The 26,754-nt window shown below is 58.2% G+C and carries 19 protein-coding genes; 9 read left to right on the plus strand and 10 right to left on the minus strand.

Going from position 1 to position 26,754, the window contains the following annotated elements:
- Positions 1–14: 14 nt before the first annotated feature.
- The gene (locus LC334_RS11805; protein WP_085800740.1) at positions 15–1,061 is read right to left on the minus strand and encodes a rod shape-determining protein; all 1,047 of its coding nucleotides are present in this window, start codon (positions 1,059–1,061) and stop codon (positions 15–17) included.
- A gap of 302 nt (positions 1,062–1,363) precedes the next feature.
- On the opposite strand from LC334_RS11805, the gene LC334_RS11810 reads away from it, so the two are divergent.
- Positions 1,364–1,570 (plus strand): hypothetical protein, encoded by a 207-nt coding sequence (locus LC334_RS11810; protein WP_085800741.1) that lies wholly within the window; start codon positions 1,364–1,366, stop codon positions 1,568–1,570.
- Positions 1,571–1,669: 99 nt separating this feature from the next.
- On the opposite strand, the gene LC334_RS11815 is transcribed toward LC334_RS11810, so the two are convergent.
- The 3 genes from LC334_RS11815 to ubiA all read right to left on the minus strand — a co-directional run bounded on the left by LC334_RS11815 (position 1,670) and on the right by ubiA (position 4,944).
- Positions 1,670–2,008 carry a hypothetical protein gene (locus tag LC334_RS11815; RefSeq protein ID WP_085800742.1) on the minus strand — a complete coding sequence of 113 codons (339 nt, stop codon included), beginning with the start codon at positions 2,006–2,008 and terminating at the stop codon, positions 1,670–1,672.
- The gene (locus LC334_RS11820; protein ID WP_085800743.1) at positions 1,995–3,917 is read right to left on the minus strand and encodes an OmpA family protein; all 1,923 of its coding nucleotides are present in this window, start codon (positions 3,915–3,917) and stop codon (positions 1,995–1,997) included. Before LC334_RS11820 ends, LC334_RS11815 begins: the two co-directional genes overlap by 14 nt.
- A gap of 61 nt (positions 3,918–3,978) precedes the next feature.
- The gene (gene ubiA, locus LC334_RS11825; RefSeq protein WP_085800744.1) at positions 3,979–4,944 is read right to left on the minus strand and encodes a 4-hydroxybenzoate octaprenyltransferase; all 966 of its coding nucleotides are present in this window, start codon (positions 4,942–4,944) and stop codon (positions 3,979–3,981) included.
- A gap of 11 nt (positions 4,945–4,955) precedes the next feature.
- Here ubiA and LC334_RS11830 point away from each other — a divergent pair, with 11 nt between their 5' ends.
- Positions 4,956–5,681 carry a 16S rRNA (uracil(1498)-N(3))-methyltransferase gene (locus LC334_RS11830; RefSeq protein WP_085800745.1) on the plus strand — a complete coding sequence of 242 codons (726 nt, stop codon included), beginning with the start codon at positions 4,956–4,958 and terminating at the stop codon, positions 5,679–5,681.
- On the plus strand, positions 5,678–6,196 hold the full coding sequence (locus LC334_RS11835) for a hypothetical protein (RefSeq protein WP_085800746.1): 519 nt from the start codon (positions 5,678–5,680) through the stop codon (positions 6,194–6,196). The genes LC334_RS11830 and LC334_RS11835 overlap by 4 nt, the downstream gene beginning before the upstream one ends.
- Before the next feature lie 26 nt (positions 6,197–6,222).
- On the opposite strand, the gene LC334_RS11840 is transcribed toward LC334_RS11835, so the two are convergent.
- Entirely contained in the window at positions 6,223–6,753 is a 531-nt protein-coding gene (locus LC334_RS11840; protein WP_139836393.1) for a hypothetical protein, read from the minus strand.
- Between the two features lie 158 nt (positions 6,754–6,911).
- Between LC334_RS11840 and LC334_RS11845 the strand changes: the two genes are divergently transcribed.
- The 3 genes from LC334_RS11845 to LC334_RS11855 all read left to right on the plus strand — a co-directional run bounded on the left by LC334_RS11845 (position 6,912) and on the right by LC334_RS11855 (position 11,221).
- Positions 6,912–8,282: a glutamate--cysteine ligase gene (locus LC334_RS11845; RefSeq protein WP_085800748.1), complete on the plus strand. Its 1,371-nt coding sequence runs from the start codon at positions 6,912–6,914 to the stop codon at positions 8,280–8,282.
- Positions 8,283–8,408: 126 nt separating this feature from the next.
- Positions 8,409–8,822: a DUF4304 domain-containing protein gene (locus LC334_RS11850; protein ID WP_176237696.1), complete on the plus strand. Its 414-nt coding sequence runs from the start codon at positions 8,409–8,411 to the stop codon at positions 8,820–8,822.
- A 401-nt stretch (positions 8,823–9,223) separates the two neighbouring features.
- Positions 9,224–11,221 carry a DEAD/DEAH box helicase gene (locus tag LC334_RS11855; protein ID WP_085800750.1) on the plus strand — a complete coding sequence of 666 codons (1,998 nt, stop codon included), beginning with the start codon at positions 9,224–9,226 and terminating at the stop codon, positions 11,219–11,221.
- Positions 11,222–11,409: 188 nt separating this feature from the next.
- On the opposite strand, the gene LC334_RS11860 is transcribed toward LC334_RS11855, so the two are convergent.
- The gene (locus LC334_RS11860; RefSeq protein WP_085800751.1) at positions 11,410–13,413 is read right to left on the minus strand and encodes a hypothetical protein; all 2,004 of its coding nucleotides are present in this window, start codon (positions 13,411–13,413) and stop codon (positions 11,410–11,412) included.
- 321 nt (positions 13,414–13,734) lie between these two features.
- On the opposite strand from LC334_RS11860, the gene LC334_RS11865 reads away from it, so the two are divergent.
- The 3 genes from LC334_RS11865 to LC334_RS11875 all read left to right on the plus strand — a co-directional run bounded on the left by LC334_RS11865 (position 13,735) and on the right by LC334_RS11875 (position 20,172).
- Positions 13,735–16,161 carry a hypothetical protein gene (locus LC334_RS11865; RefSeq protein WP_085800752.1) on the plus strand — a complete coding sequence of 809 codons (2,427 nt, stop codon included), beginning with the start codon at positions 13,735–13,737 and terminating at the stop codon, positions 16,159–16,161.
- A gap of 383 nt (positions 16,162–16,544) precedes the next feature.
- Positions 16,545–19,226 (plus strand): bifunctional acetate--CoA ligase family protein/GNAT family N-acetyltransferase, encoded by a 2,682-nt coding sequence (locus tag LC334_RS11870; RefSeq protein ID WP_085800753.1) that lies wholly within the window; start codon positions 16,545–16,547, stop codon positions 19,224–19,226.
- A 31-nt stretch (positions 19,227–19,257) separates the two neighbouring features.
- A complete protein-coding gene (locus tag LC334_RS11875) occupies positions 19,258–20,172 on the plus strand; it encodes a histone deacetylase family protein (protein ID WP_085800754.1) in 915 nt (304 codons plus the stop codon).
- A 210-nt stretch (positions 20,173–20,382) separates the two neighbouring features.
- On the opposite strand, the gene LC334_RS11880 is transcribed toward LC334_RS11875, so the two are convergent.
- The 4 genes from LC334_RS11880 to LC334_RS11895 are packed head-to-tail and all read right to left on the minus strand — an operon-like array spanning position 20,383 to position 26,725.
- Positions 20,383–22,827: a GcvT family protein gene (locus LC334_RS11880; RefSeq protein WP_085800755.1), complete on the minus strand. Its 2,445-nt coding sequence runs from the start codon at positions 22,825–22,827 to the stop codon at positions 20,383–20,385.
- Positions 22,828–22,835: 8 nt separating this feature from the next.
- Positions 22,836–23,705, minus strand: coding sequence for a phosphotransferase (locus tag LC334_RS11885; RefSeq protein WP_085800756.1), 870 nt, complete (start codon positions 23,703–23,705; stop codon positions 22,836–22,838).
- A gap of 3 nt (positions 23,706–23,708) precedes the next feature.
- A complete protein-coding gene (locus LC334_RS11890) occupies positions 23,709–25,706 on the minus strand; it encodes an ABC transporter permease (RefSeq protein WP_085800757.1) in 1,998 nt (665 codons plus the stop codon).
- Positions 25,703–26,725, minus strand: a complete 1,023-nt coding sequence (locus LC334_RS11895; protein WP_085800786.1) for a quaternary amine ABC transporter ATP-binding protein — start codon at positions 26,723–26,725, stop codon at positions 25,703–25,705. Before LC334_RS11895 ends, LC334_RS11890 begins: the two co-directional genes overlap by 4 nt.
- Positions 26,726–26,754: the final 29 nt, after the last annotated feature.

The raw sequence follows: 26,754 nt of genomic DNA on the forward strand, positions 1-26,754 counted from the left end.
AAAAGGTGGTCGCCTTAGCTGTCGTAGTCAATCGCGTGGCGCAACTGTTTTTCAAATTCAAGCGCCTTGCCGGTGCCCAGGGCCACGCAGTTCAGACTGTCATCGGCGATTGATACCGCCAGCCCGGTCTGTTCGCGCAGCGCCAGGTCGAGATCACCCAGAAGGGCACCGCCGCCGGTCAGCATCACGCCGCGGTCTACGATATCCGCCGCCAGATCGGGCGGGGTCGCTTCCAGTGCGGTCATAACCGCTTCGCAAATTGCCTGCACCGGTTCGGCCAGCGCTTCGGCCACCTGGGCCTGGCTGATCTCGGTTTCCTTTGGCACGCCGTTCAAAAGATCACGGCCCCGAATCTGCATCGAACTGCCGCGCCCGTCATCGGGCATCCGCGCGGTGCCGATGGATGTTTTCACCCGCTCGGCGGTGGATTCGCCTACCAGAAGGTTCTGCTGGCGGCGTAGATAGTTAATGATCGCTTCGTCCATGCGGTCACCGCCGACGCGGACCGAACGAGCATAAACGATGTCGCCCAGTGACAGAACGGCAACCTCGGTTGTCCCGCCGCCGATATCCACCACCATGTTGCCGGTGGGATCGGTGATTGGCATGCCAGCGCCGATGGCGGCCGCGATCGGCTCGGCGATCAGGCCGGCGCGGCGTGCGCCCGCGCTCAGCACCGATTGGCGAATGGCGCGTTTTTCAACTGGAGTCGCGCCATGTGGTACACAGACGATGATCTTGGGTTTTGAAAAAGAGGAGCGCTTATGCACCTTGCGAATAAAGTGTTTGATCATCGCCTCGGCAGTGTCAAAATCGGCAATGACACCTTCGCGCATCGGGCGGATCGCCTCGATACTGCCCGGGGTGCGGCCCAGCATCAGCTTTGCATCTTCGCCCACGGCCAGCACTTTTTTGACACCGTCCTTGACATGATAGGCCACAACCGACGGTTCAGACAGGATCACTCCGCGTCCTTTGACGTAAACCAGCGTGTTCGCGGTTCCCAAATCAATTGCCATGTCCTGCGCGAACAGGCCTGGGATTTTGTATAATATCGACATTTTACGCGTCGTCCTGTGGTGATCATGCTCGATGGGCCCGTGATACAACACGGTGCGTTAAATCACCTTATAGATGCCAAGAAGAAAAGGCGAAAGGCCCCGTTTTTATGCTCTCAGCACGTAGTTGCCGGAATGTCAGACCAGTGTCGGGCGCCAGATTTATGACGCAGATCGCCACGCATCAGTCGGCCCCGCCTCGATCACCGGTCGGGCTGGCCTCGCTCAAAAGGCTGAAATTAATCGAAGTGTAACCTTTTTCATGTCTGTTCAGGGCAGGGACCACAGCTTTGACGGGAAGTAACATGATTGTCGGCATGGTATTCTGCTCTGTTTTATTTGGCGTCGTTTTTGGCATAATCACCTACGCGTCGGGTTCGACGCTTTTAATGGCCTTCGCAGCCTATGCCATTTCCGGCGCACTACTGTTGCTTGGGATGACCTTGCTTCAGACAATCCGGGTTATGGCGGCAGACGCACTGCACGAGCCGCAGCCAGACCGCTCAAGCTGATCGGTAAAGTGCGCGCTGATCGCCGGGTTTGAAATATGATAGCTCGACAGCAGCTCTGCTGAATGGCCCCTGGTGAATACAAGCACCGACAGAACCGATTTAAGCCTCAGGTTGACTTTGGCTCATGCGTTCAAGATGGCCGCGCAGGTCCTCAGCCTCTCGGCGGGCTTCGCGCAGCCCGTCCATAGTGGCGGATAGTTCGGCCTCGGTCTGGCTGAGCTGGTTGGTCAATTCCGCTTCACGCTGCTGCAAATAGGTGATGGCCTGATCGCGGGTTTCTTCTGCTTCGTGCAATTCCTGTGCCATTTTCTCCAATTCGCCCACGTCCGACCCGGCCACACGGATGAAGCGATGCACCAGCCAGTTGGCGAACCATCCCAGGCAAAACGCCACGAACAGCACGATGGCGGTGGCAATGATAAACTCAGTTCTGTTCATCTGGCGTATCTTCCTGGTTCTGTTCGGCTGTGTTTGCCGGGTCTTCGACCTGAATTTGTTCTTCCAGGCTTTCAAGCCCCGTCTGTCTTTCCTTGATCGGCTCGGGGCGGATCAATTTGAATTCTATACGGCGGTTGGCTTCGCGGCCTTCCTCGCTGTCATTTTCGGCGATCGGCGCGCTTTCGCCATAGCCCTTGGCGGTCAGGGCCGATGTCAGCACGCGGCGTTCGCGCAAAGCGCTGAGCACTGCACGAGCGCGCGATTGGCTGAGTTGTTGGTTCATGACTTCGCGACCCTGACTATCGGTATGACCGCCGATTTCCATGCGAAGCTCGCCGCATTTCTTCAGGATTTCAGCAATGTCATCTATGATCACCACGCCATTTTCGTCGATCGTGGCTGAACCGGGTTCGAAATTGATCTTACGCTCGGTCAGGATGCTTGCAATCGTGGCTTCACACTCATCGGGTGTTGGAATGCTGGCAACCGGATCAAGTGCCTTTTGGTAGTTAACATCGATTGAAAACTCTTTCGCATCGCCCAGTTTGTCTGACAGGAACTGCGCGATGACGGCATTGGCACCCCTCTGACCGGTATTGCCAGAGATCTCGACAATTTCGGGCGTAACGGTGACCGCACCGTTTGACAGGTACGAAAGCGCTTCAAGACCAGTGAGGATACGTGTCGGCCAGTCCTGCGGCAGGCCGTTGGCGATCCGGGCGGTATTGTGCACGCTGTCCGAGGAGAAACGGGCCTTGGCAAAGCTGTTGACCGTGTCGCGGGTCGTCTCGCTACCCACTCTCCCGCGGATCTGGACCAGCCCTTCGGGCGACAGGGTGACGACAAATTCGGGTGTAATTTCAGTGGTTTTTTCAGGCGCGGATGGCAGAACTGCATGCAGGGCGAACACCTCGGGCAGCGAGGTTTCGAGAGTGCCCACCACATCGTCAAAGCGGTTTTCCACAATACCCTGCGCTGCCACCAGCGTAATGTCGGCATCGGAAAAGGTGACACTTCCACCACCAAGCTGACCGAGGGCGGCAATGGCCTGCGCTGCGGCCTTGCCCCATTGCGGCGACGGGACACCCAGACCGATGGTGCAGTCTGCATCGTAGCGCAGCCCGGCTTTGGCGGCGGCCATCAGAATCGCATCACGCGCCGCCTCGGTATCGGCCGAACAAGCATCGAATCGCGCCTGCCCATCCTGAATCAGGAACCTGAGTGTAAAGGGAGTGATAACCGGACGCGGCGCCGATATATCAATTGCCAGGCGAATGCCGTCAGGGATATTGCGCGCCAGATCAGCTTCGATCTTGTCCTTCTGCTCTGCCGTATCCGCCATCGCCGTAATTTCAATACGCTCTGCGGCGACGGAAATTTTGGTGCGCGGTAGTTTTTTGATCGTGCGCACCGCATAGTCCAGGGCATGATCCCAAGTGTCAGCGGCCGGATAATCTGCGGTTTCCAGCAAATCTATCACCTCTGAGCCATCGGCTGCATCGATCACGTCTTCCAGCAGTTGTTCGCGGTCGGTCGAAGCTGGAATAAGACCAATCAAGGAAAGGCCGCTGTCGTTACGCAGGATTTCAATCGAAAAATCAGGTGGTGCAATGTCGGCACTATCGGCCACATCCATCTGGTCAATAACGCGTGCTGCATCAACAATCGTACCGGCAACGGACAATGCCTTGAACCGGAGTGCTTCGGTTGGTGCGGTGCCGCCCAGAAACACCTGCAATCCATCGGCATCGACCTCGGACCAGATCAGGCCCTCCCGGTCCAACTCATCGCGCACGTCGTTGCGCGAGACGTCTTCGATGATGCGGACGGAAAAGCTTGCTGCGATCAGGCAGAGAATCGCCGCGACGATAAAGCTGGCGGTAACCGCAAAGATGGCAGACAGGCGCATGACAAGGCCGGTAACTAGTTGTTCCTCTGACGTGTTTAGGGCCCTGCGCCCCCGAGTTCAATCAAAGGAAAAGGGCAGCGGCGAAAAACGGCAGGGGCAGCAGTCCGGCATCACGATTTGACCGGAAGAGTTTCAGCAGACCTGCCGGATCGTCGATATCCAGATGCCTGAGCTGCCATTGCAGGTGCCAGCCGAGCGCCCAGGGCCCGCAGATTGCTACCAGCACAGCAGCGAAATGCCCGTCGAGTGTTGTCAGCATCACCGCCAGCGCCATCAGCGTCACCGTCAGCACCAAAAACCAGCGCAACCACCTCGGAGAGTTCGACCCGAACAGGCGCGCGGTGGATTTCACCCCGATCAGAGCGTCATCATCGGCGTCCTGATGGGCATAAATCGTGTCGTAAAACAGCGTCCAGGCGATACCGGCCAGATAGAGGATCACCGCAGGCCAGTGCAATGCGCCGGTATGAGCTGTCCATGCCAGAAGCGCGCCCCAATTGAATGCAATGCCCAGAAACGCCTGTGGCCACCAGGTAAAGCGTTTGGCAAAGGGGTAGATCGCCACCGGCAAGAGCGACAACACACCCAGTCCGATCGCGGCAATGTTGAAGCTCAGCAGGATGGCGAAGGCGATCAGCGCCTGCGCGGCCAGCCAGATCAGCGCGCCACGGACGCTGACCTGCCCGGATGGAATAGGCCGTGAGGCGGTACGCGCGACGGATCCATCGATATGCCGGTCGGTGATATCGTTCCAGGTACAGCCTGCACCGCGCATCAGGAACGCGCCGATTGCGCAACCGGCAAAGATCCACAGATCATGGGCGCTGGCGCGTCCGTCATAAAGCATCGCCAGTAACAACCCCCACCAACAAGGAAGCAGCAACAGCCATGTACCAATAGGACGATCGGCGCGGGAAAGCCTCAAATACGGGCGCGTCGCGGGAGGTGCCAATCGGTCAACCCAGTTGCCGCGATAGGCATCGGCGACCTGGCCCGCTGCCTCTGGCGTCTTGTCAGTCTCGGTCATATGTTGGCCCCATGACGTCGGCAAAGATCAGGCTTTATGTAGAGCACCCTCTGGGGCAAGGGCAATCGGTTCCTCTGAACCGCGATCAGGCGCATTATCTTTTCGGGGTGATGCGGCGTTCGGTGGGGGACCTTGTTGCGCTCTTTAACGGAAAGGACGGCGAATGGCAGGCCGATATCACCGAGGCCGGGAAACGCGGCGGCGTTTTGGCGGTCAAGACCCAGTCGAAAGCGCTTCAGATGCCACCCGATCTGTGGCTGATCTTTGCGCCGATCAAAAAGGCCCGCACTGATTTTATCGTTGAAAAAGCCGCCGAGATGGGCGCGCGGCGCATCTGTCCGGTCCAGACTGATTTCACCAATGCCGACCGTATCCGGCAAGACCGTCTGCAGGCCCACGCGGTTGAGGCCGCCGAGCAATGTGGCGGCACGTTTGTGCCTGAGGTGTGCGAACTGCAAAAGCTCAGCCGTGTACTGGAAGAATGGCCCGAAGATCGCCAGTTGATGTTCTGTGACGAGGCTCTGGTCGGTGCCGCCAAGACGTTGCGCATGGCAGGTGGAGAGAAATGGGCCATTCTGATCGGTCCCGAGGGTGGGTTTTCGCAAGCCGAACGTGCGCGTTTGGGCGATGCGGCTTACGCTCACTCAGTCAGCCTTGGTCCCCGCATCCTGCGCGCCGATACTGCGGCGGTCGCGGCGCTGACGGTTTGGCAGCAGGCATTGGGAGACTGGACATGAATTTTATTCGCCCCGAAGCGCGCCGCGCGATCTGGCAGTGGCGCGAGGTGCTGGTGGCGATCGCGGTTCTTGTCGTGGGGGCCTATTGGGCGATTAGCACAGGTGAACTACTGCGCTGGCTGGGATATGTGGTGTTGGCCGTGGGCATATTTTTATTGCTTTCGGGGGTGCAGCGCGGTCGGTTCCGCGGCAATCAGGGCGGCCCTGGCGTTGTGCAGGTGGATGAGGGGGCTGTTGCCTATTTCGGTCCGCTCAATGGCGGCGTGGTAGCCCTGCGCGAGATGAACAGCCTGACCCTCGATCCGACGGGAACCCCGGCGCACTGGGTGCTCAGCCAGGCTGGCCAGGCCGATCTGTATATACCGCTCAACGCCGCGGGTGCCGAAGCGCTGTTCGACGCCTTCGCTAGCCTGCCAGGCATCAGAACCGAATTCATGCTGGCCGAGATGGGGCGCAGTTCTGCCCGCCCGATCATAATCTGGGAACGGGTCCCCGATCTTTCAAAACTGCATTGATGCATTAGTGGTTGGGAAACTCGATCTTATTGCGCGCTCAGCCGCCCTTCGCGCGGGTTCCCGGCCCAACGGGTGACCGCGTCCAGATAGTTCTTGCGCTTTTGTTTCTGTGATGAAACTCCCCATCCGGTTTCAACGTCTTTGCGGGCCTGCGCGACCTCCTGGCGTAAAATATCGCTGCGTGCCTGCAGCCGCGAGACTTTCATCAACTTGCCTAACAGGGCATTGGTTCGGGGCAGGTTGGAATAGCCCATCCTGAACAGTTCCACCGACATTTCAGGTGAAAAGCCTTCCACATTATAGTTTAAATTTTGACTGTACTCGAAATGCTTGCTGCGCGAACCCCGCATGAATTGCGCCTGAGTAATGCTCGATGTACGTGCGGCATTTTTGCGTTTGGCCCGCCGCTGCTGCTCTTCCCGGTCTTGGCGCGCATCACCGCCGCCGCCACGCGCCACGGCCAACTTACTGGTGCCGATAACAGTTGCTAAAGCTGTGAATAGGCCGACGGAAAATTGCCGACGGGAGTGGTCGGTTGGGGCGGCTTCTTTGCGCAACAGGCTTACTCCTTTTTTGAACGAAATAGCGTAGAGGTTGTGTACAGCTACAGAACAAGCATCAAATTTCTGTGTCTTTGTGCAGGCAATCGCCGCTTGACACCCCGAACCAGTCGTTTCACCACTGGCGCCCGAAACCACATGCAGGAGCGTCCACCATGTCCATTCCTCAATCCGGCGGCGGACCGATAGAGCACCATGAACAATTGGCCGGATATCTGGAAAGCGGCTGCAAGCCCGAGGATGAGTGGCGCATCGGCACCGAGCACGAGAAATTCGGCTATTGTCGTGATACGCTCAAGCCCATCCCCTATGATGGCGAGCGCAGCGTTCTGGCCGTGTTGGAGGGGCTGCGTGATCTGCATGGCTGGGCCCCGCTGGAAGAGGGCGGCAAGCTTATCGGGCTGGAAAAGGATGGGGCCAATGTCTCGCTTGAGCCGGGCGGACAGCTGGAACTGTCGGGCGCTCCGGTAGAGACCATTCACGAAACCTGCGACGAGGTGAACGCGCATCTGCGCGACGTGAAGGACATCGCCGATAAGGTCGGTGTCGGCTTCATCGGTCTGGGCGCGGCGCCGCAATGGTCGCATGAGGAAATGCCGATGATGCCCAAGGGCCGCTACAAGCTGATGGATGCCTATATGCAGAAGGTTGGCACCATGGGCCGGTCAATGATGCGCCGGACCTGCACGGTGCAGGTCAATCTGGACTTCGCGTCCGAGGCCGACATGGTGCAGAAGCTGCGTGTGGCGCTGGCCCTGCAACCAGTGGCGACTGCACTATTCGCGAATTCGCCGTTTTTTGACGGCAAGCCCAATGGCCACAAGAGTTGGCGCAGCCGTGTCTGGCGCGATCTGGATGCGGACCGGACGGGCATGCTGCCCTTCGTTTTCGAGGAAGGTTTCGGGTTCGAGCAATACGCGGATTATGCCCTTGATGTACCGATGTATTTTGTCTACCGCGATGGCCGGTATGTCGATGCGTTGGGCATGTCATTCCGTGATTTCCTGAAGGGTGAATTGCCTGCACTGCCCGGTGAAAAACCGACCCTGAGCGATTGGGCCGATCACCTGACAACGACCTTCCCCGAAGCCCGCATTAAGAAGTTCATGGAGATGCGCGGCGCCGATGGTGGCCCTTGGCGCAGGCTTTGCGCGCTACCGGCCTTCTGGGTCGGGCTGATGTATGATCAATCCTCGCTCGATGCGGCATGGGACCTGTGCAAGGACTGGGACACCGAGACCCGCGAGGCCCTGCGCGTGGCCGCCAGTGAAAACGCTTTGCAGGCGCAGGTGGGCAAGATCAACATGCACGATCTGGCGCGCGAAGCCGTCGCGATCTCAGAGGCCGGGCTGAAGGCACGGGCACGCAGCGGCGCAGGTGGGCTGGTGCCGGACGAGACACATTTTCTCAATGCGCTCAAGGAAAGCGTGGAGAGCGGAAAGGTCCCTGCGGATGAGTTGCTTGATCACTACAATGGCGACTGGAACGGTGATCTGGATCGGATTTATGCCGAATACAGCTATTGATTGAAATGATCGCTTTGTGGACGAAGCGGACGTTGAGCATTTGACATAAGGTGCTAACGTAGAAAAATGTTTGGTAAACTCCTTAGGCCTCTTCGAAAAACAGTGTATAACTCCAAGCGGAAAACGATGGAAGCTGCGCTCAAGGAGCGGTGTGTTCCGGTGTTGCGAGAACAAGGGTTTAAGGGCTCGTTTCCAAATTTCTATAGAGAAAGCGATAAGTTTATAGCTCTAGTTAACTTCCAATATTATAGTGCAGGTGGCAGCTTTTGCGTGAACCTTGGGTATGCTGATCCTGAGCGAAAGAATGTCTTCTTTGAACCCCAAGCGAAGACAAATAGGCTGAGAGTCAGTGCAACCAAAGACCAACGAAGATTAGGTGCACTAGATGGCGGAGATCGGTGGTTTAGCTTTGGCAAGACAAGCTATGGCGAGTATCGAGGAACGCCATCAGGAGTAGCAGAAATAGCCGACACATGTACTCAGTTGCTGCTATCTGAAGCAAAAAATTGGTGGCAAGAAAAGCAAGGGCTATATCAGTAGTAGGCTCGGCATCTATCGTCTGCACTGTCCGCTTTGGGCTCGTAGCAGAATTTAGTCGTATCTTCGCTCATCCAGCCATCGCGCATACATTCTGCGAATATCTGCTTTTGTGTGCAGATGACAGAGGCTATGTTGCACATTCGGTTGGAGAACGGCCCACTTACCCAAATTGGTCAACGTCGTCGTCAGGTGGGCGGGGTCCATGTATTTAGGACAGCAACAAATTTGCATGACACGTCGTAGCCGTCTGAGAGAAATAGGGTGACTTTAGGCGCGACAGGAAAACCTTGCCTATACAAATTGCGCTTCACCCGATAGTGCACTGTCTTTAACCTTGGATGACGCGTCGCTTGTGATTCCGTACGGCCCATATCACCTGCCCAATACAAAGAACCTCCGCCTTGAAAAAAACGATCGCAGATGCGCTTGCCCGCAAGGGCTATGATACTTTGACGCCTGTTCAACAGGCCGTCACCCAACCGGAACTGCAGGGGCGAGATCTTTTGGTTTCAGCCCAAACCGGATCGGGCAAAACCATCGGGTTTGGATTGGCGATCGCGCCCACGTTGCTGGGCGACGGTGAGACATTCAGCGAGGCAGGCACGCCGCTGGCTCTGATCATCGCCCCGACACGTGAATTGGCAATGCAGGTTAAGCGTGAACTTGGCTGGCTTTATGCGGATGCAGGCGCGTCTCTCGCCTCCTGTGTCGGAGGTATGGACATGCGCGACGAACGCCGTGCATTGGCACGCGGCGCCCATATCGTTGTCGCTACACCGGGACGGTTGCGCGACCATATCATGCGCGGCTCGATTGATCTGACCAAAGTCCGCTCGGTTGTGCTGGACGAGGCCGATGAAATGCTCGACCTGGGTTTTCGCGAGGACCTGGAATTCATTTTACAGGAAACACCAGCACAGCGTCAGACGCTGCTGTTTTCCGCCACCGTTCCCAGCTCGATCACCAAGCTTGCGCGAAGCTATCAACGCGACGCGGAACGGATATCTACGGTTGGCGAACAAACGCAACATACCGATATTGAGTACCGTGCCATGATGGTGGCTGCGCGCGACGGGGAAAACGCAGTCATCAATGTGCTGCGCTACTACGAGGCACCCAATGCGCTTGTGTTTTGCAACACCCGTGCAATGGTGTCGCGCCTTACAACGCGGCTGTCTAACCGTGGTTTTTCGGTCGTGGCGTTGTCCGGTGAACTGACCCAAAGTGAACGAACCAACGCATTGCAAGCCATGCGTGACGGGCGGGCGCGGGTCTGTGTCGCGACAGATGTCGCTGCCCGGGGGATTGATCTGCCTAAGCTTGATCTGGTGGTCCATGCCGAATTGCCGGGCAGTCACGAAACCCTCTTACACCGATCGGGCCGTACCGGTCGCGCGGGGCGCAAGGGCGTGAGCGCACTGGTGGTTGTGCCGTCGTCGCGTAAAAAGGCGGAACGCATTCTGAATTTCGCCAAACTCAATGCGGATTGGGGCTCGGCGCCCTCGGCTGCCGACGTGGACGCACGCGATCAGGTACGTATGCTTGCTGCGGAGGACTGGCAGGCCGAGATCACCGAGAGTGAACGCGCCGCAGTCGATAAACTGATCGAGAAATTCACACCTGAACAAATCGCCGCAGCTTATATGCGGCAATACAAGATGCGCCATTCCGCGCCCGAAGAACTGGGCGCGGTTCAGCCCGAGGATCGCAAAAAACGCGCCGCCTTCGGCCCCAGCGTTTGGTTTTCACTGTCAGAAGGACGCAATCAAGCCGCGTCCCCGCGTCATTTGCTGCCAATGATTTGTAAGGCGGGCGATATAACCAAAGACGATATTGGCGCGATCCGCATCACCGACGACCTGTCCTATGTCGAAATCCGCGAAGCCAGCGTCAAAGGCTTTCTGGCCGCAGTTGGCCCCGGCATGAAGATTGAGGGGTCTAAAGATATTGTGCGTCTGGACAAAGCGCCAGACCTGCCGGCTTTCAAACGCGCCAAGCCTGATCGTGGGCCCAAGTCCGGGTCAGGCCATCGCAAAGGCGGCACACTGCCTATTGACTGGAACGACGCGCCGGAACCACGTCGCCGCAAACCTAAGCCCGAAGATCGCAAACCCCGCAAACCGCAGGGTCAAAAACCTGGTACGGAAGGATTAGACACCGCTGTGCACGCACCTTTGAACAGACAAAAACCTTCGAAGTCGCGTTCCGAGGGCAAGTCAAAAGCTGGCGAAGGCAGCACGTCAAGCAAGGCCGTGGGCAAGGATGGTATTCACAAACCTCGCGGTGGCGGCAAAGGGCCACCTCCCCCTAAAAGCAAGCCAAACAGCAAGAAAAACCGCGCCCGCGCCGCTGTGGCGAAGGCCGTGAAAGGCAAGCAAGCCGCGCCAAAAAAGCGATAAGGCTGGGTTTAGCTTAGTCTGCGTTCGGGTCCATTCCTGCTCTTGACCAGCCAACGGGCTGCAGCATTCGCTTTGCATACGTCACTTGGATTTGCAGAAATCCGGACAATAAGGCCGAGTATCTCACGGAGCTTTCGGAAAAATCTCGAAGCTCGGTTTTCTAGGTTCCTGCAAGAAGTCTGGAAGGGTCATTGGGCAAGTCCGGCAAGCTTATTCTCAATCCGTTCCTGCGCTGCGTGAAGCAGGTCAACTTCGCGGCCAGCAGCACCAAGTTCTACCGCCCGTTTGAGATGCGCCTGCGCTTGATGCAACAGGTCTAAAGCCTCTGGCGCAGGTAATGCTAGAGCACGCATTTCCTTCGAGATAGACAGCTTGCGCAGCAGCGCCACTTCGAGCAGGGGCTGTTCGGTGTCCCGATAATGTGCCGCGGCATCGCCAAGCGCAGACTCAGCCGCGGTCAGGAGTGAGACGATATGTTCCGGAGGCGCGTTCGTCGCGTGGGTCAGCAGGGCAGAGCCCATGGCCCCGGAGGCCATAGCAGCATCCTGCGGCATCTTTTGCTCACGGTAGAATTGCCGCGCTTTGTCGAACTCGTCGATCGCCCGCTTCCGCCGCGCCGGATCACCATAGACTTTCGCCTGGCGTTCGATCACCGTAGCGACGCCAAACCTCGCGCCGGCCATGTTTATGATGTCCCCAAGGTCACCAAACAGCCGTGTGGCGCGGTCGAGAGCCGAGAACGCCTGGTCGAGGGTCTCAACAAGTTCGGCGCCATCTAACTGGTCGGCGAGCAATAGATGAGCATTGCCCAAATTGTTGAGCGCTCGTGCCACCGACGGCTGGTCATCACCAAACAGCTCGATCGCTTCACGCGACCCCGTGATCGCTGCGCGTAGCAAGTCTACCCGATCAGACGGCTTGGCGCGATGGGCCTGAGTCATCCGGGTCATCGAAAGATGATCCAGTGACGCCGCGCGTAAGTGTCCATCCGGCGTGTTCGCGGTGATTGTAAACGCTTCGATAGCCCGGTTTAGGATGTCGCTGCCGCTGGCGTCGGTGGCATACCGGCCCTGAGACAAGAGGGAGAGGCCGAGCAGGTTCTGCGCCTCGGCGAAAATCTTGGGATTGGAGGTGTCGACGGCTGCCAGAATCGCGTGTGCGACGCGTTCCGCAAATTCGGTTACAGGACCACCAAAACGCTCGCCATATTCGTAGAAGGCCCGCGCATAGGACAGGCGCCTGCGTGATGGTTCAAGCGGATCAAGGGCTGCGAAGCTGTCGGCGGCGCTCGAAAATAGCGTGAACGCCCGCTCAGGTCGCTGGCGCATCATCGCAATGCGGGCCTGGGCCTCCATCACGCGCGCATTGTCCTCCAACGGTTTTCGGAGCGCGTCAGAGCTGGTCTCGCGGACCGAGACGAGGAGGCGTTCAGCCTCTTCGAGGTCGAGAGTCGCAATTGAGGCTTCGACTGCTGAAAGCACGTTGTCGATGCGCGGCGTTGTACCACGGAGCGTCTCTACTTCTTGTTGGAGGGCACGGTAATCATGCGCCTTCTCGATCAGGAACGCGCGCAGGTTGGCTGAGGTCATCTCCTCCGGCGCGGGCTCCCCGAAGCGAAGAGCCAGGGCATCGAGGGTATCCCTGGTTTGTGCCTCAAGATTGTCGAGCTTTGCGGCGACGTGGTCGATCTTGTGCTCGGCGCGGTGTGCTGACTGCAAGCTTTCCGCCATGTAGGCGGGTGTCAGGTCGGCCGCGTACGCCTTCGTGCGAAATAGCGGGACAAGCGTGGACTGAACAATCCCGGTAAAGAGCTTGCACATTTCCGGGCGACGCATCTCGCCGGTCGGATCGGTCTTGTCAGAGAGTTTGGCCAGCATCGCCGTGGTGCAAGCCTCGGCATCCATGCTATTTGCCGTGATCTCCTGTGGCGTCAGAAGGCCCGCTTCGACCATCTGGACGAAAAGGATGTCTGCGTCCTTTGGTGCATCAAGAGCGCGGGCCAGAGCGGTTCGGGCGGCCTCGGTCAGTTCGTCGGCCATGGTTACAAGTGATTTCGGCGGACGTGCGGCGATCTTGCGGATGGCATCGTAAACCGCGAGGCCGGATTTTGGACTGGGGGCCGAAACAAATCCACTCATTGCGGCGAGCAGACGGATGCCATTAGCGAGGTTGTCTTTCTGGCGAATAAACATCTTAAAACCCGTCAATCAATGGCAAAAGAGTGCCATATAGCTGTCCGGTTTGGCAACCGTGAAGCAATGATGTCAGATTACGATGCTCTCTGGAGCTGTGCCGCACGGACATGCGTCATGGCGAAAAATTATTATTTATTTCAAAGATTTAGGTGATGTTTCCACCTGTTGCATGGGTTGACCGACGCAGAGGGTCGCCGGGGTATGAATCTCCATTCCAGTAGACATCTGCGGGTTGCTCGTGTGACGATCACAATAGTTTGCAACACATCAATTTAATGAACGGTTTGGATCACTCCCATTCTAACAGGAGCATTGCGCATGGCACAGACGACAACTCTTGGAAAGCTCATCAAGGACAAGTTCGGCGGGACGCTTGCCGTCACCTCCATTGGTGACATCAAGATCGTGATCACCAACGATCCCGATTACAAGGCAAAGACCTGGACCGTTACCGCCACCGGGGCCTCCAAATCCTATGCGTATCCACTTTTCGGAAACGATGCACTCTCGCTCAAGGATATCTCGGTTAGCCTGACCTATAACGGGGCGAAGAGAGCGGCAAAAGGATTGCTCCGTGCCGATCTCAACTTCGGTGGGATCGACTTCGACGTAGAAGTTGCGCTTTCCAAGCGGACGGAGAGTTTCAGCCTGACGTCCCAGCTAAGCAAGCCGGCCTCGCTGAGTTCGGTCGTTAGCAAGCTCAGCGCCGGTAAGGCCAAGGCCCCCGGTCAGATGAAAGAAACGCTTATCGACCTGATCACCATGTCCATCGAAAGGGATGGTAAGAAGGGCTGGACGCTTGCGTCAAAGGGCAGGCTGAAACAGGCCGATTTCCTGCCGTTCGCAAGCAGCGCGACAAGCCTGTCGCTGATGATCGAGTACAGCGGCAAGAAGAAGCTAAGACTTACCCGGCTCGGGCTGGAGGGCGAGACACGCATCGGCAGGTCTGGCGCCCTCTCAATCGGCTATACGTTCGGCCCGAAAATATCTGTTCTTTCAGGTAAGCTTAAAACCGACCCCAAGTCACCTGTCGTGTTCGAGGATGTTCTCAAGGTTTTGGGCCTCAAGGGGAGCGGTCCAAGGACGGACAAGCTTTCCACGCCAAAGGGCCTCGACATGGTAGCGGGTGAGCTGACGCTCAATCTTGCCGATCAAAACCTGTTAGTCGCCGGGAGGAATTCACTCAAAGAGGATGCCTTTGTCTATGTCGCACGCACAACAGACTCGCCCACACTCGCGCTGGGGGTGGCGACGCAAAAGGGTTGGAAGATGTCCGACCTTTCCCGGGATTTCGCGGTCGTCGACAAGGTTCTGACCTTTCGCCAATCCTTCCTTGCTCTGTCGACCAGCAATGTTTCTATCGAGAGCAAATTTTTTCCCAAGCTTGGTGCCCACACGTTCGATCTGACGACGGGGCTGAATGTCGGCGCAGACCTCGCGATGAATAAGTCTCAGTCATCAGTTCTGGGCAAGGCGGTCTCGGGGCTGCTGGGGGGAACGCCCGAACTTCTGTTGCAGGCCAGCATCGGCCCCTCGGCCAAAGACACGACGTTTTCCGCCAATCTCGGAAATCTGGATCTGCATCTCAAAGTGCCCGGTACCCGCAAACCCGCGACCATGGAAATCAAACGTGCCAAGATGGAATTGTCCCTTGAGCCGTCTATCGCGGTCAGCGGTGACGTCCTGTTCCCCGCACCGCAGGGTCAGACCGTTGAGGTTACCGGCGCCGTCAAAGCCGAAGAGACCAAAGCGGGTCCCGTCCTGAGCTTTGTCGGACATGCGCACGACCAGTCCCAGAGCCTCGCCCCGCCGAAGAACGCCACGGGCCTGACACTCAAGGACATCGGCGCAAGTTTCTCGATCGAGCCCGAAGCTTTCATCATCGGTCTGGACGGCTCCATGTGGATTGGAAAGGAGAGTGCGTCATTTGGCTTCGCCTTCGCGCTGCCGGAACTCAGCCCGACTTTCCTCAAGGCGAGCTACAGCCATCTTGATCTCGCGCCGATGTTCAAAGTGTTGTGCCGCGGCGCGAAACTACCCAGAGAGCTCAATCGCGGCATCTCGTTCAGCAACCTGCTGATCTGGAGCTGCACCGATCCTTCCGGCACCTGCCGCCTGTCCGACAGGTCGTGCTACGATGACGGGTTCGCGTTCCAGGGGGATGCGGATATTTTCAACTTTCCGGCCCATGCCGATTTGCAGATCACGACCAAGGGCATGTCCGGAAGCTTGTCCACGAGTAAGGCGTTTGGCGTTCCGAAAGTCTTTACCGTGGCCGATGCCCGCGACCATTCGAAGGGGCCGCAATTCGCCTTTAGCACCAGCAAACCTCCCTATCTGCACGCCAGCTATTTCGTCGATGTCCTGGGTTTTTCGGACACGACGAGCCTTGAGCTGACCAATCAAGGGTTCTCGCTTAGCGCAGTGATCAAGTTCAAGGGAGAGAAGATTTCGCTTAATTGTGTTCTTGGTGCGCGCAGCCCCGGACACTACGTGGCGTCGATGTCGGCAAGCGCTGACTTCAAAAAACATCCGATTGATCTCGGGGGAGGTCTGAAACTTAAATCTCTCAGTATCGGTATGTCGTCAAAGACTGGCATTTTCAGCGTCAAGGCCAAGGCAAAATATGGACCTTTACCCAAGTCCGCAAACATCACGATCTCGCTCAAGGATATCGCCCACCGGTTGGACCGCCTCGGCAAAGAGATCGAGAAGGAGCTGGGCAAGATCGGGAATTGGTTCTAACCGCGGCATTTCTTGAGCGAAAGATGTGCCGGTGATGAAGGTTGTACACACGGTCAAATGATCCCCGCAGTTTAGGCTCTTCGCTCGTGATACAAAGCGGGCACCTGTTGTGTTTTCTGATGACACGACTTTTTGGCGATGGATCGCCCAAGCCTCGTAATTCTAGCCCAATGCGGACATTGGCCAATCAAGCCTTGAATTGCTGAACTGGGCGTCAAATGGTCCGCGAATGGTCCGCGAATGGTCCGCGAATGGTCCGTGACTCCAAGCTTTCAATCTGGCCGGTGTGATTTCGATCAAGGCGATGGTTGGTTATCACGTCCATAGGAAAATCTCCGACCCATTATGAATCGCTGTCCACCCCTTTGTTCGGAGACCGTTCGATGAAATCCAATCCGCTCGCTCCCATGCTCGACCCTGTCTCAATCGCCGTTTTTGGGGCCAGCGCCTCGGGCAAAAGCGTCGGTTCGCAAGTCTATGCCAACCTGCTGAGCGGGGGCTTTACCGGCCCGGTTGTGCCGATCAATCCCAAGCACGACAAAATCGCCGACAAAGCCTGTCACGCGACCCTCGGTGAGGTCGGCGCGCATATCGACCTGGCGGTTATTGCCACTCCCGCCCACACGATACCCGACATCATTCGCGATTGCGCCAAATCAGGCACCAGACACGCTATCGTTCTGTCTGCCGGCTTCGGAGAGGCAGGTGACGTAGGAAAACGGCTGGAAGCAGAATTGCTGGAAACAGCGCGGCGCAACGGCATCCGATTGCTTGGACCAAACTGCGTTGGCTTGGTCCGCCCGACTATTGGAATGAACGCAACCTTCCTGAAATCGGCGACACCAAAAGGGCGTATCGCGTTGATTTCTCAATCCGGAGCGCTGTGTTCCGCAATATCCGATTGGGCCGGCCCCAACCACCTTGGCTTTTCGGCGCTGGTTTCTTTGGGCAATTCTGCGGATGTGGGATTTGGCGATGTGCTGCAATATCTGGCATCCGATCCGGATACTGACGCCATTTTGCTTTATGTCGAAGGTATCCGTCAGGCCCGGTCTTTTGTCAGTGCGCTGCGCGGGGCTGCGCGGATAAAACCCGTGATAGTGCTGAAATCCGGGCGCCATGTGCAAAGCTCGAGGGCGGCAACCACGCATACGGGTGCCCTGATCGGATCTGACGCGGTGTTCGATGCGGCGCTCGGACGTGCCGGCGCGGTGCGGGTCGACACGTTCGGCCAGCTTTTTGCTGCCGCTGAAATCCTTTCCGCGCATCGCCGCGCGGGTGGCAACCGATTGGGCGTCATCACCAATGGCGGCGGCGCGGGCGTTTTGGCTGCCGATCGGGCAGGAGATTTCAATATCGATCTGTCTCAACCCTCGGAAACGACACTCAAGACACTGGACAAGGTCCTGTCGCCGAACTGGTCGCGGGGCAATCCGATCGACATCATCGGGGACGCAACCGCAGACCAGTTCGGCGCGGCGATAGCCGCTGGCGTGAAGGATGATGCGTTTGACGGGTTGCTGGTGATGCTGACACCGCAATCTATGACCGATGCCACTGCCGCGGCGCAGGCCGTTGTTGAAACAGTGGGCAAGCGACCGAAAAAACCGGTTTTGGCCTGTTGGATGGGTGAGACATCGGTAAATGAAGGGCGCGCCTTGCTCAGCAGCAACGGCATCCCGGATTTTACAACACCGGAACGTGCGGTCGAGGCGTTTTCCTATCTTGCCCAGCATCACGCCAACCGTCTTCTGGCACAAGAAACGCCGGGTCCGCTTTCGGATCTTGAACCGGCCGACCTGGAAGGTGCGCGGATGATCATCCAAGGCGTGCTTGCTGACGGCAGGTCGATGCTGTCCGACATTGAAGCTAAGGCGCTGATGCGCTGTTTCCACATCCCGGTCACGACAACGTTACCGGCTGACAGCGCCGCATCGGCCTTGATCGCTGCCGAGACGGTGGGTTTTCCCGTGGCGATGAAGATTAACTCGCCGCAGATTTCGCACAAATCCGATGTGCACGGCGTTCGCACCAACATAATGGGTGCCAGTGATGTAAAGCGCGTCTTTCACGAGATCATGGAGGCCGCTGCCCTGGCGCGTCCCGATGCATCCCTGCTAGGTGTAACGGTCGAGCGGATGGCAGCTGTCAGCGACGCCCGTGAATTGCTGGTCGGGGCAAGCCGCGACCCGGTTTTCGGCGCCAGCATCGTGTTTGGAGCGGGCGGTACCATGGTCGAAGTGTTGCGCGACAGCTCCGTCACGCTGCCACCGCTGAACGAGGTGCTTGCAAACCGTTTGATCGACCGGACGCGGGTGTCAAAGCTGCTGACAGCAGTGCGAGATCGCGAGGCCGTGGACCGCGCCGCTGTTATCAACGTGCTGTGCCGCGTGTCGGAACTTGTAACCGAACTACCCGAAGTGCACGAACTGGACATCAACCCGCTTTTTGCCGGACCGGAGGATGTCATGGCGGTCGACGTGCGTATCGTTGTCCATCGCCCGCCAGCGGGCGACGGTCCGTTTGATCACCTTGTGATTGCACCTTACCCAAAACATCTTTCCCGCGCGTACCATCTGGATGACGGAACGGCGTTGACAATTCGACCAATCCGCCCCGAGGACGCCGAAAGTGAACAGGCATTTGTGCGTGAACTGTCTCCGGGCGCGAAACAACTGCGCTTCATGGCCACGCTGAAAGAACTGAGCCCCGCCATGCTCTCGCGCTTCACCCAGATCGACTACGACCGGGAAATGGCCTTGGTTGCTGTGACCAAAAAAGACGGCAAGACCCGGCAGCACGGCGTGGCGCGCTATTACATCAATGATGACAATACCAGCTGCGAATTCGCCATCGTGGTATCGGACGATTTGCAGCATCAGGGCATCGGTACGAAGCTGATGAAAGCACTGATGGAGGCCGCCCGCGATCATGGCCTGACCTCTATCGAAGGCTCTGTTCTGGCGCGAAACCAGCCGATGCTGGATTTGATGAAAGAACTTGGATTCAGCATCCAGACGTTCGCCAGTGACAGTGATGTCGTGCAGGTTGAGCGCTCGTTATGATCAGGCTTCCGCCATCCGAAAGAGTGCATAAATGCTAGGTTTTGTTTCGCACTCCGACTGTCTGGAACACGACGCAGGCCCATGTCATCCCGAATGCCGCCAGCGGCTTGAGGCAATCGACAACCAGTTGTTGATGTCGGGGTTGGATTTCGTCATCCGCCGCTACGATGCCCCCAAGGTTAGCCGGGAGGCTTTGGAACGCGTTCACGACCGAGAGTATATTTCGCGAGTCTATGACATGGCCCCCACAGACGGATCTGTCGAGATCGACGGAGATACGGTGATGTCTCCCGGCACACTGGCCGCAGCCGAACGCGCGGCTGGCGCAGGGGTGTTGGCCGTCGATCTGATCATGAAAGCCGAAGCTGGCCCGGTCTTTTGCGCGGTACGCCCCCCGGGCCACCACGCCGAACATGATCAGGCAATGGGGTTTTGCCTGTTCAATAACATTGCTGTCGCCGCAGCCCATGCGATGGACGTTCACGGTGTAGAACGGGTGGCCATCGTGGATTTCGACGTGCATCACGGCAACGGGACAGAGGATATTTTCATGCGCGACAATCGTGTGTTGTTCTGTTCCAGTTTCCAACACCCGTTCTACCCGTTTGCCGGCCACGATTCAGAGACTGCAAATCTGGTCGATGTACCACTCAGCGCGGGTACTGATGGCGCCGGTTTTCGCACCGCGATTTCCGACCACTGGTTGCCCGCGCTGCGCAAGTTCCGCCCCCAGTTTCTATTCATTTCCGCCGGGTTCGATGCGCATGTACTTGATGACATGTCGTCACTGGCGCTGTCCGATGCGGACTATGCCTGGATCACCAAAGAACTGCAGGCGATCGCGCAGGAGCATTGCAGTGGTCGGATCGTGTCGATGCTTGAAGGTGGATACGATCTGACGGCGTTGCCTCGCAGCGTGGTGGCTCATCTGAAAGAACTGCTGTGATCGCCAGTCAAGGCTGACCGCAGATGGCGAAGGAGCATTGGAAATGAACTCCTGCTCTCAATCGGTCGTTACGTGCGTTTTGTACTCATTGTTGGGTGAAAACCAGAGCGTCTTATCACGGCGGGTGCCTTCGTTGGCTTGGTGTGTATTTCTATGGCATTTGCCGAAGGCTTCGACACCCTTGAAGGTGAATGCTGTCTGCGGTTGGCCTCAGGCTTTGACGCGCAACATCTCCGGATCATATAGCGGCGTCATGTGAACCTGCGTCCGCACCCGTTCGGTTGCGACTTCCAGCTCGTAACTGCCTGACAATATGAATTCTTCGGTGACACCACCGGGATCGCGGATATAGCCTAGGCCGATGGATTTGCCGACCGTATGGCCGAACCCGCCAGAGCTTAACCAGCCGACGCGCTTGCCGTTGCGATAGATGGTTTCGCGACCCAGCAGGACGGTATCAGGGTCAACTATAAAGCCGGCAAGCATCTTTTTGACACCGCCTGACCTTTGCGCTTCGACCGCTGCCCGGCCTTTGAAATCCAGGTTTCGGTTCAATTTGACGGCCCAGCCCAGCCCCGCCTCGAAAGGTGTATGATCCGGGCCGATATCCGATCCCCAGGCGCGATAGCCTTTTTCGAGCCGTAACGATTCAATCGTGCGGTATCCGGCGTTGATCAACCCGTGATCCGCGCCCGCTTGCATCAACGCGGCATAGACCGTTTGCGCGTATTCGACCGGCAGGTGCAGCTCCCAGCCGAGCTCGCCCACATAGGTGATCCTGAGCGCCTGAACCGGGCAACCAGCGATGCCGATGGTGCGGATGGTGCCGAATTTAAAGGCGTCATTCGACACATCGTCGCGGGTGACTTGTTGCAGGATATTGCGCGCCTCCGGCCCCATCAACGACAGCACCGCGTACGAGGAAGTGACATCGAAGAGCTGGCAATTCATGCCCCGAGGGATGTTGCGGCTGATCCAGTCAAAGTCGTGGGTGGCAAAGCCGGTGCCGGTGACGATGTAGAATTCATCATGCGCGACGCGTCCGATGGTCAGATCGCATTCGATCCCGCCATGATCGTTCAACAGCTGGGTGTAGGTCAGGCTGCCCACGGGTTTGTCAACGTTGCCCGCGCAGATCCAGTTCAGGGCCGAGAGCGCATCAGAACCTTTCAGCGTGAACTTGGCGAAGGAGGTTTGATCAATCAGGATTGCGGCCTCACGCGCGGCCCGGTGTTCGCGCGCATTGGCGGCAAACCAGTTCTGGCGACCAAAGCTGTAGACGTCTTTCGGGGTCTCACCCAGACTGGTATCGGCAAACCAGTTGGGGCGTTCCCAGCCCAGCTTTTCGCCGAAACACGCACCTTGCGCCTTGAGCGTGTCGTAAAGCGGGGATTTGCGACAGGGGCGGCCGCTGTCATGTTCCTCGTACGGCCACGCCATGGTGTAGTGCTTGCCATAGGCCTCGACCGTGCGGGTGCGAACCCAATCGGTGTCGAAATGTGGGCGGCCAAAGCGGCGGATATCGGCGGACCACAGATCAAACGGTGGCTCGCCCTTGCTTGCCCATTCAGCCAGCGCCATGCCCGCGCCGCCGCCCGAGGCGATGCCGAATGCATTGAAGCCAGCACCGACGAAGAAATTCCGCAGCTCGGGGGCTTCGCCGATGATGAAGTTACCATCAGGGGTAAAGCTTTCGGGGCCATTGGTAAGGGTCTTGATGCCCGCGGTCTGCAATCCCGGCACGCGCCCAAGAGCCTGCTCCATGATCTGTTCGAAATGGTCGAAATTGCTGTCGAGCAGGGTGTAGTGGAAACCCTCGGGGATGCCATCCGCGGCCCAGGGGATCGGGTTCGGCTCATACCCGCCCATGACCAGCCCGCCGACCTCTTCTTTGTAGTAACACAGCCGGTCCGGATCGCGCAGCGTTGGCAGGTTGCCGGGTACGTTCATCGGTTCGGTGACCATGTACTGGTGTTCCATCGACACCAGCGGCACGTTGACGCCAAACCGTTTGGCAAAGCTCCGCGTCCATTGTCCGGCGCAGACAATAACCTTTTCGCATTCGATCCGGCCCCGCTCGGTGATTACCGCACGGACCTTACCATCCTCGACCTCAAGATCGGTCACTTTGGTGTCCTCGAAGATGGAGGCCCCGGCCATGCGTGCGCCCTTTGCTAAAGCCTGGGTGATATCCGACGGATTGGCTTGGCCGTCGGTGGGCATAAAGGCCGCGCCCACCAGATCGGAGGCATCCATCAGCGGCCACAGATCCAGCGCCTCCTGCGGGGTCAGAAGCTCCATCTCCAGCCCGAAACTATGCGCGGTGGTGGCCTGACGCTTGACCTCGGTCCAGCGTTCCTGATTGCAGGCCAGGCGCAACCCCCCATTCATCTTCCAGCCGGTGCCAAGGCCGGTTTCCTCTTCGATCTTGTTGTAAAGATCAACGGAATAGCCCAGCAACTGGGTGATATTGGCGTTCGATCGTAACTGCCCCACCAGGCCTGCCGCGTGGAAGGTCGTACCGCTTGTCAGCTTCTTGCGTTCCAGCAAAACCGTATCAGTCCAGCCCAGCTTGGCCAGATGATAGGCGGTCGAGCAGCCAATGATGCCGCCGCCGATGATGACCGCCTTGGCGGTTGAGGGGAGAGTTGCCATGATAAGCCTCAGCTTTTCTTGAAGTCGTCAAATGCCGTGCGAAACAGCGCGAGGTTCTCTGCCGTGTAAGCCGCGTAATCGAAATCGATCTCCGAGGTGATTTCCGAAACCATGCTCCACATCGTTTCCCTTAGAAGAGACGCGCATTTCATCGCCGAATAGCGGTGCCGTAGGTGGTCGGTGATCGGCACCTCGAAATATGTCTCTAACATCCAGTTTTCCTGCGCTTCGCTGAGACCATTGTTCGACGCCAGCCCACCCAGATCGAAGAGCGGGCTGTTGAAACCGGCATAGTCGAAATCGATCAGCCAGAGGCGGCTGCCATCATCGAGAAAATTACCGCAGAGCAGATCATTATGACCAAAGACCATGTCAAACGGCCCTGCCGCCCGTTCCAGCTCATTGCCGATGCCGACCAGCTCCGGAATCACCAGGGCGTGACTGCTCTCTCGCTCCAGCAGGCTGGTGGCGTAATCACGGATCACATGGAACACCCAGAACACCAAGCTTGGCCCGCGCAGGTGTTTTGGTACCTCGCGGTGGCACCGCGTCACCAGTTCCAGCACACGCGGCAGCATATCGGGTGCTCGCACGTCTTCCTCAGTCAGGGTGCGGCTTTCAATGTAGTCCAGAACGGTGATGCCGCTCTCGGCATGGACAACCTTTGGCGACAGCCCGGCGGCATGGGCGGCTCGGCTGGCGGCTAACTCATTGAAGCGCATCACCTGATGCAGGGGGATATCATCACCCACCCGGACAACATATTTGCCGGTATCATCGCTCACCAGATAGTTCACGTTGGTGATCCCTCCGGTCAAAGGCTCGGCGGTGATCTCTCCATGCCAGATCGGAAGGGTGCGGAAATCGGGATGGGTCATGTCTCAGCTCTCCAGTCCATAGCGGATACGGGCTTTGCGGGCCCCGGCGTTGACCAGCCGGTCGGCGATGATGGCGATAAAGGCGATTGCAAGTCCCGCCACCAGGCCGCGGCCCGTATCGGCCTTGGTCAGGGCAATATAAACCTCCTGACCCAGATCACGGGTGCCGACGAGGGCGGTGATCACCAGCATCGACAGGGCCAGCATGATGGTCTGGTTGATGCCCAGCAGGATCTCGGGCAGGGCCAGCGGCAGGCGCACGAGGCGCAGAAGCTGTCGGGGTGTGCAGCCCGAGACAATCCCTGCTTCGATCAGGTCTTCACTGACATTGCGAATGCCGTGGGCAGCGTAGCGCACCGCCGGTGCAAGCGCATATAGCACGATGGCGATCAACGCGGTGAAATCACCCACCCGGAACAGCATGACCACGGGGATCAGGTAGACAAAGCTGGGCAGGGTTTGCAGCGTGTCGATAAAAACGCCGATCGCAACGCCTGCGCGTTTGTTTAGCGCTGCCAATACGCCCAGAGGCACACCGATGAGCGTGGCCAGTATAACCGAGGCACCGCAGAGGTAGACCGTCACCATCGCCTTGGCCCAAAGTCCCGTGACCACGATCAGACCGGACAGGGCGCCACACAGGAGTGCCAGCCTGATACCGCCGGCACGCCAGCCCAGCAGGGTCAGCATGGCGATGGCCCAGGGCCAGGGAATGCCCAGCAGGGTTTTCTTGATCGGCAGCAGGAAGTAGTGCAGGAAAAAGACTTTGATCGCTTCGAACGTGTCGAAATAGTTCACGTTCAAATACTTCACTGTATTGTCCCAGAAATCGCCGGTGGTGATGGTCTGGGTCTCGGGATATTCCAGAAACAGCGGTGAAAAACGGCCCAGCAGCCATGTCGCACTAAGAAGGACAAGCACCAGAACCGTGCGCCGGTGGCGCGAGGCCCAGCTGGCATCCTGTTTCGAATGGTGGACCTGGCCCATCCGCTCTGCGAAGGCCTGGCTCAGCCGATCGACGGCGATGGCCAGAACCACGATCGCGATACCGGCCTCTAACCCGGCGCCGATATCGAGACGGCGCAGCGCGGCCAGCACGTCAAAACCCAGACCCCCGGCGCCGATCATCGAGGCGATGATCACCATATTCAGCGTCAGCATGATCACCTGATTGACCCCAACCATCAGGCTGTGCGAGGCCGACGGGACCAGCACGCGCCACATCAGCTGGCGCGGGGTCGAGCCGACCATGCGGCCGAAATCCACCAGTTCGGGGTCTACCGACTTCAGCGCCAGAATCGTCACGCGCACCATCGGCGGCGTGGCATAGATGATCGTGGCGACCAGTGCCGAGACCGGGCCAAAACCAAACATGAAGAGGATGGGCACGAGATAGGCAAAGATCGGGATTGTCTGCATCAGGTCGAGAACGGGCGACAGGACACGCTCACCAAGCGGATGGCGATAGGCCCAGATTCCAACCAACAGACCGCCACCAGCACCGATTGGTACGGCAATGAGGACCGAGGCGAGCGTGACCATCGCGCTGTCCCACTGGCCGAAAATCGCCAGATAGAGAAAACAGGCCCCGACCAGCGCGGCCAAGGCCCAGTCGCGGCAATACTGACCAAGGGCAATCACCGCTGCGGTGACCGCAATCCAGCTTATCGCGGGCAGCACCGTGCTGGCCTCTTTGCCCTGACCGACGCTGAAACCTTCGGCCAGCAACGACAGGACGAATTGATAGGGTTGTTCAATCAGCCAGGCGATGGCACGGGTGACATCAGTGAACGAAAGCGGGCCAATGGCCGCCTCTTCGACCAGCCATTTCATCGCCGTCGAGATGTAGGTTTTGAACGGGATAAGCCATGCCGAGGGGAACTTGATCAGCCAGCGCGCGTCCAGAGCCTTGGACAGGTCGCGCCCGTACTGGCCGAGCAGGATGGTGACAACGATCAGCGTGCAGATAAGGGCCAGCTGATTGCGATTGTCGATCATCATTCGCCCGCCCCCTCACCGAAGAGAACTTTCGCAACCGCGAGCCGGTCGATTGAGCCGACGATTTGCCCGTCGATATCGGTGACGGGTACGGGGCTGTCAGCAACAATGATACGCTCAGCAATATCCGAGATGCGGGCAGATTGTGGGACGGGCTCACCGCTGCCGCTGCCGCCTCTGGTCATCAGCCCGCCTGCGGTCAGCACCTTGGAGCGCGGGATGTGGCGGGTGAATTCCTCGACGTAGTCGGTGGCCGGGTTCACCACTAGTTCTTCCGGCGTGGCGATCTGGATGATCTCGCCGTCCTTCATGATGGCGATGCGATCGGCCAGTCGCACGGCCTCGTCAAAGTCATGGGTGATGAAGACGATCGTTTTGTGCAAACGCGCCTGAAGGCTCAAAAACTCATCCTGCATCTCGCGGCGAATGAGCGGGTCGAGCGCCGAGAATGGCTCGTCCAGAAACCAGAGATCAGGTTCGGCCACCAGCGAGCGGGCGATGCCGACGCGCTGTTGCTGGCCGCCGGAAAGCTCGCGCGGATAGTAATCCTCGCGACCCCGGAGGCCGACGAGGTCGACTACTTCACGGGCCTTGGTGAGAGCTTCGTTTTTTTGGGCAGCTTGAACCGTCAGTGGGAACACCACGTTTTGCAATACGGTCAGATGCGGCAAGAGAGCAAAATGCTGGAATACCATGCCCAGCTTGTGGCGGCGGATCTCGATCATCTCGGCATCGCTGGCGCTGAGCAGATCGACGCCGTCAAAAAGCACCTCACCGCCGGTGGGTTCGATCAGCCGAGACAGACAGCGCACCAGTGTGGATTTGCCCGATCCCGAAAGGCCCATGATGACGAAAATCTCACCCTCGGCGATATCGATACTGGCGTTGCGCACGGCCCCGATGATGCCTGCCTTGCGAATGTCATCCGTCGAGGGGGCGGGGTTACTTCGCAAGAACCGGTCGGGGTCAGCGCCATAGAGCTTCCACACGTTCCGGCATGACAGTTTGATGTTGGGCGTCATGAAGGTCTCCAGGCCAGCCAGCAAATCGG

The organism is Roseovarius aestuarii, assembly GCF_019966515.1.
Taxonomy (GTDB): Bacteria; Pseudomonadota; Alphaproteobacteria; order Rhodobacterales; family Rhodobacteraceae; genus Roseovarius; species Roseovarius aestuarii.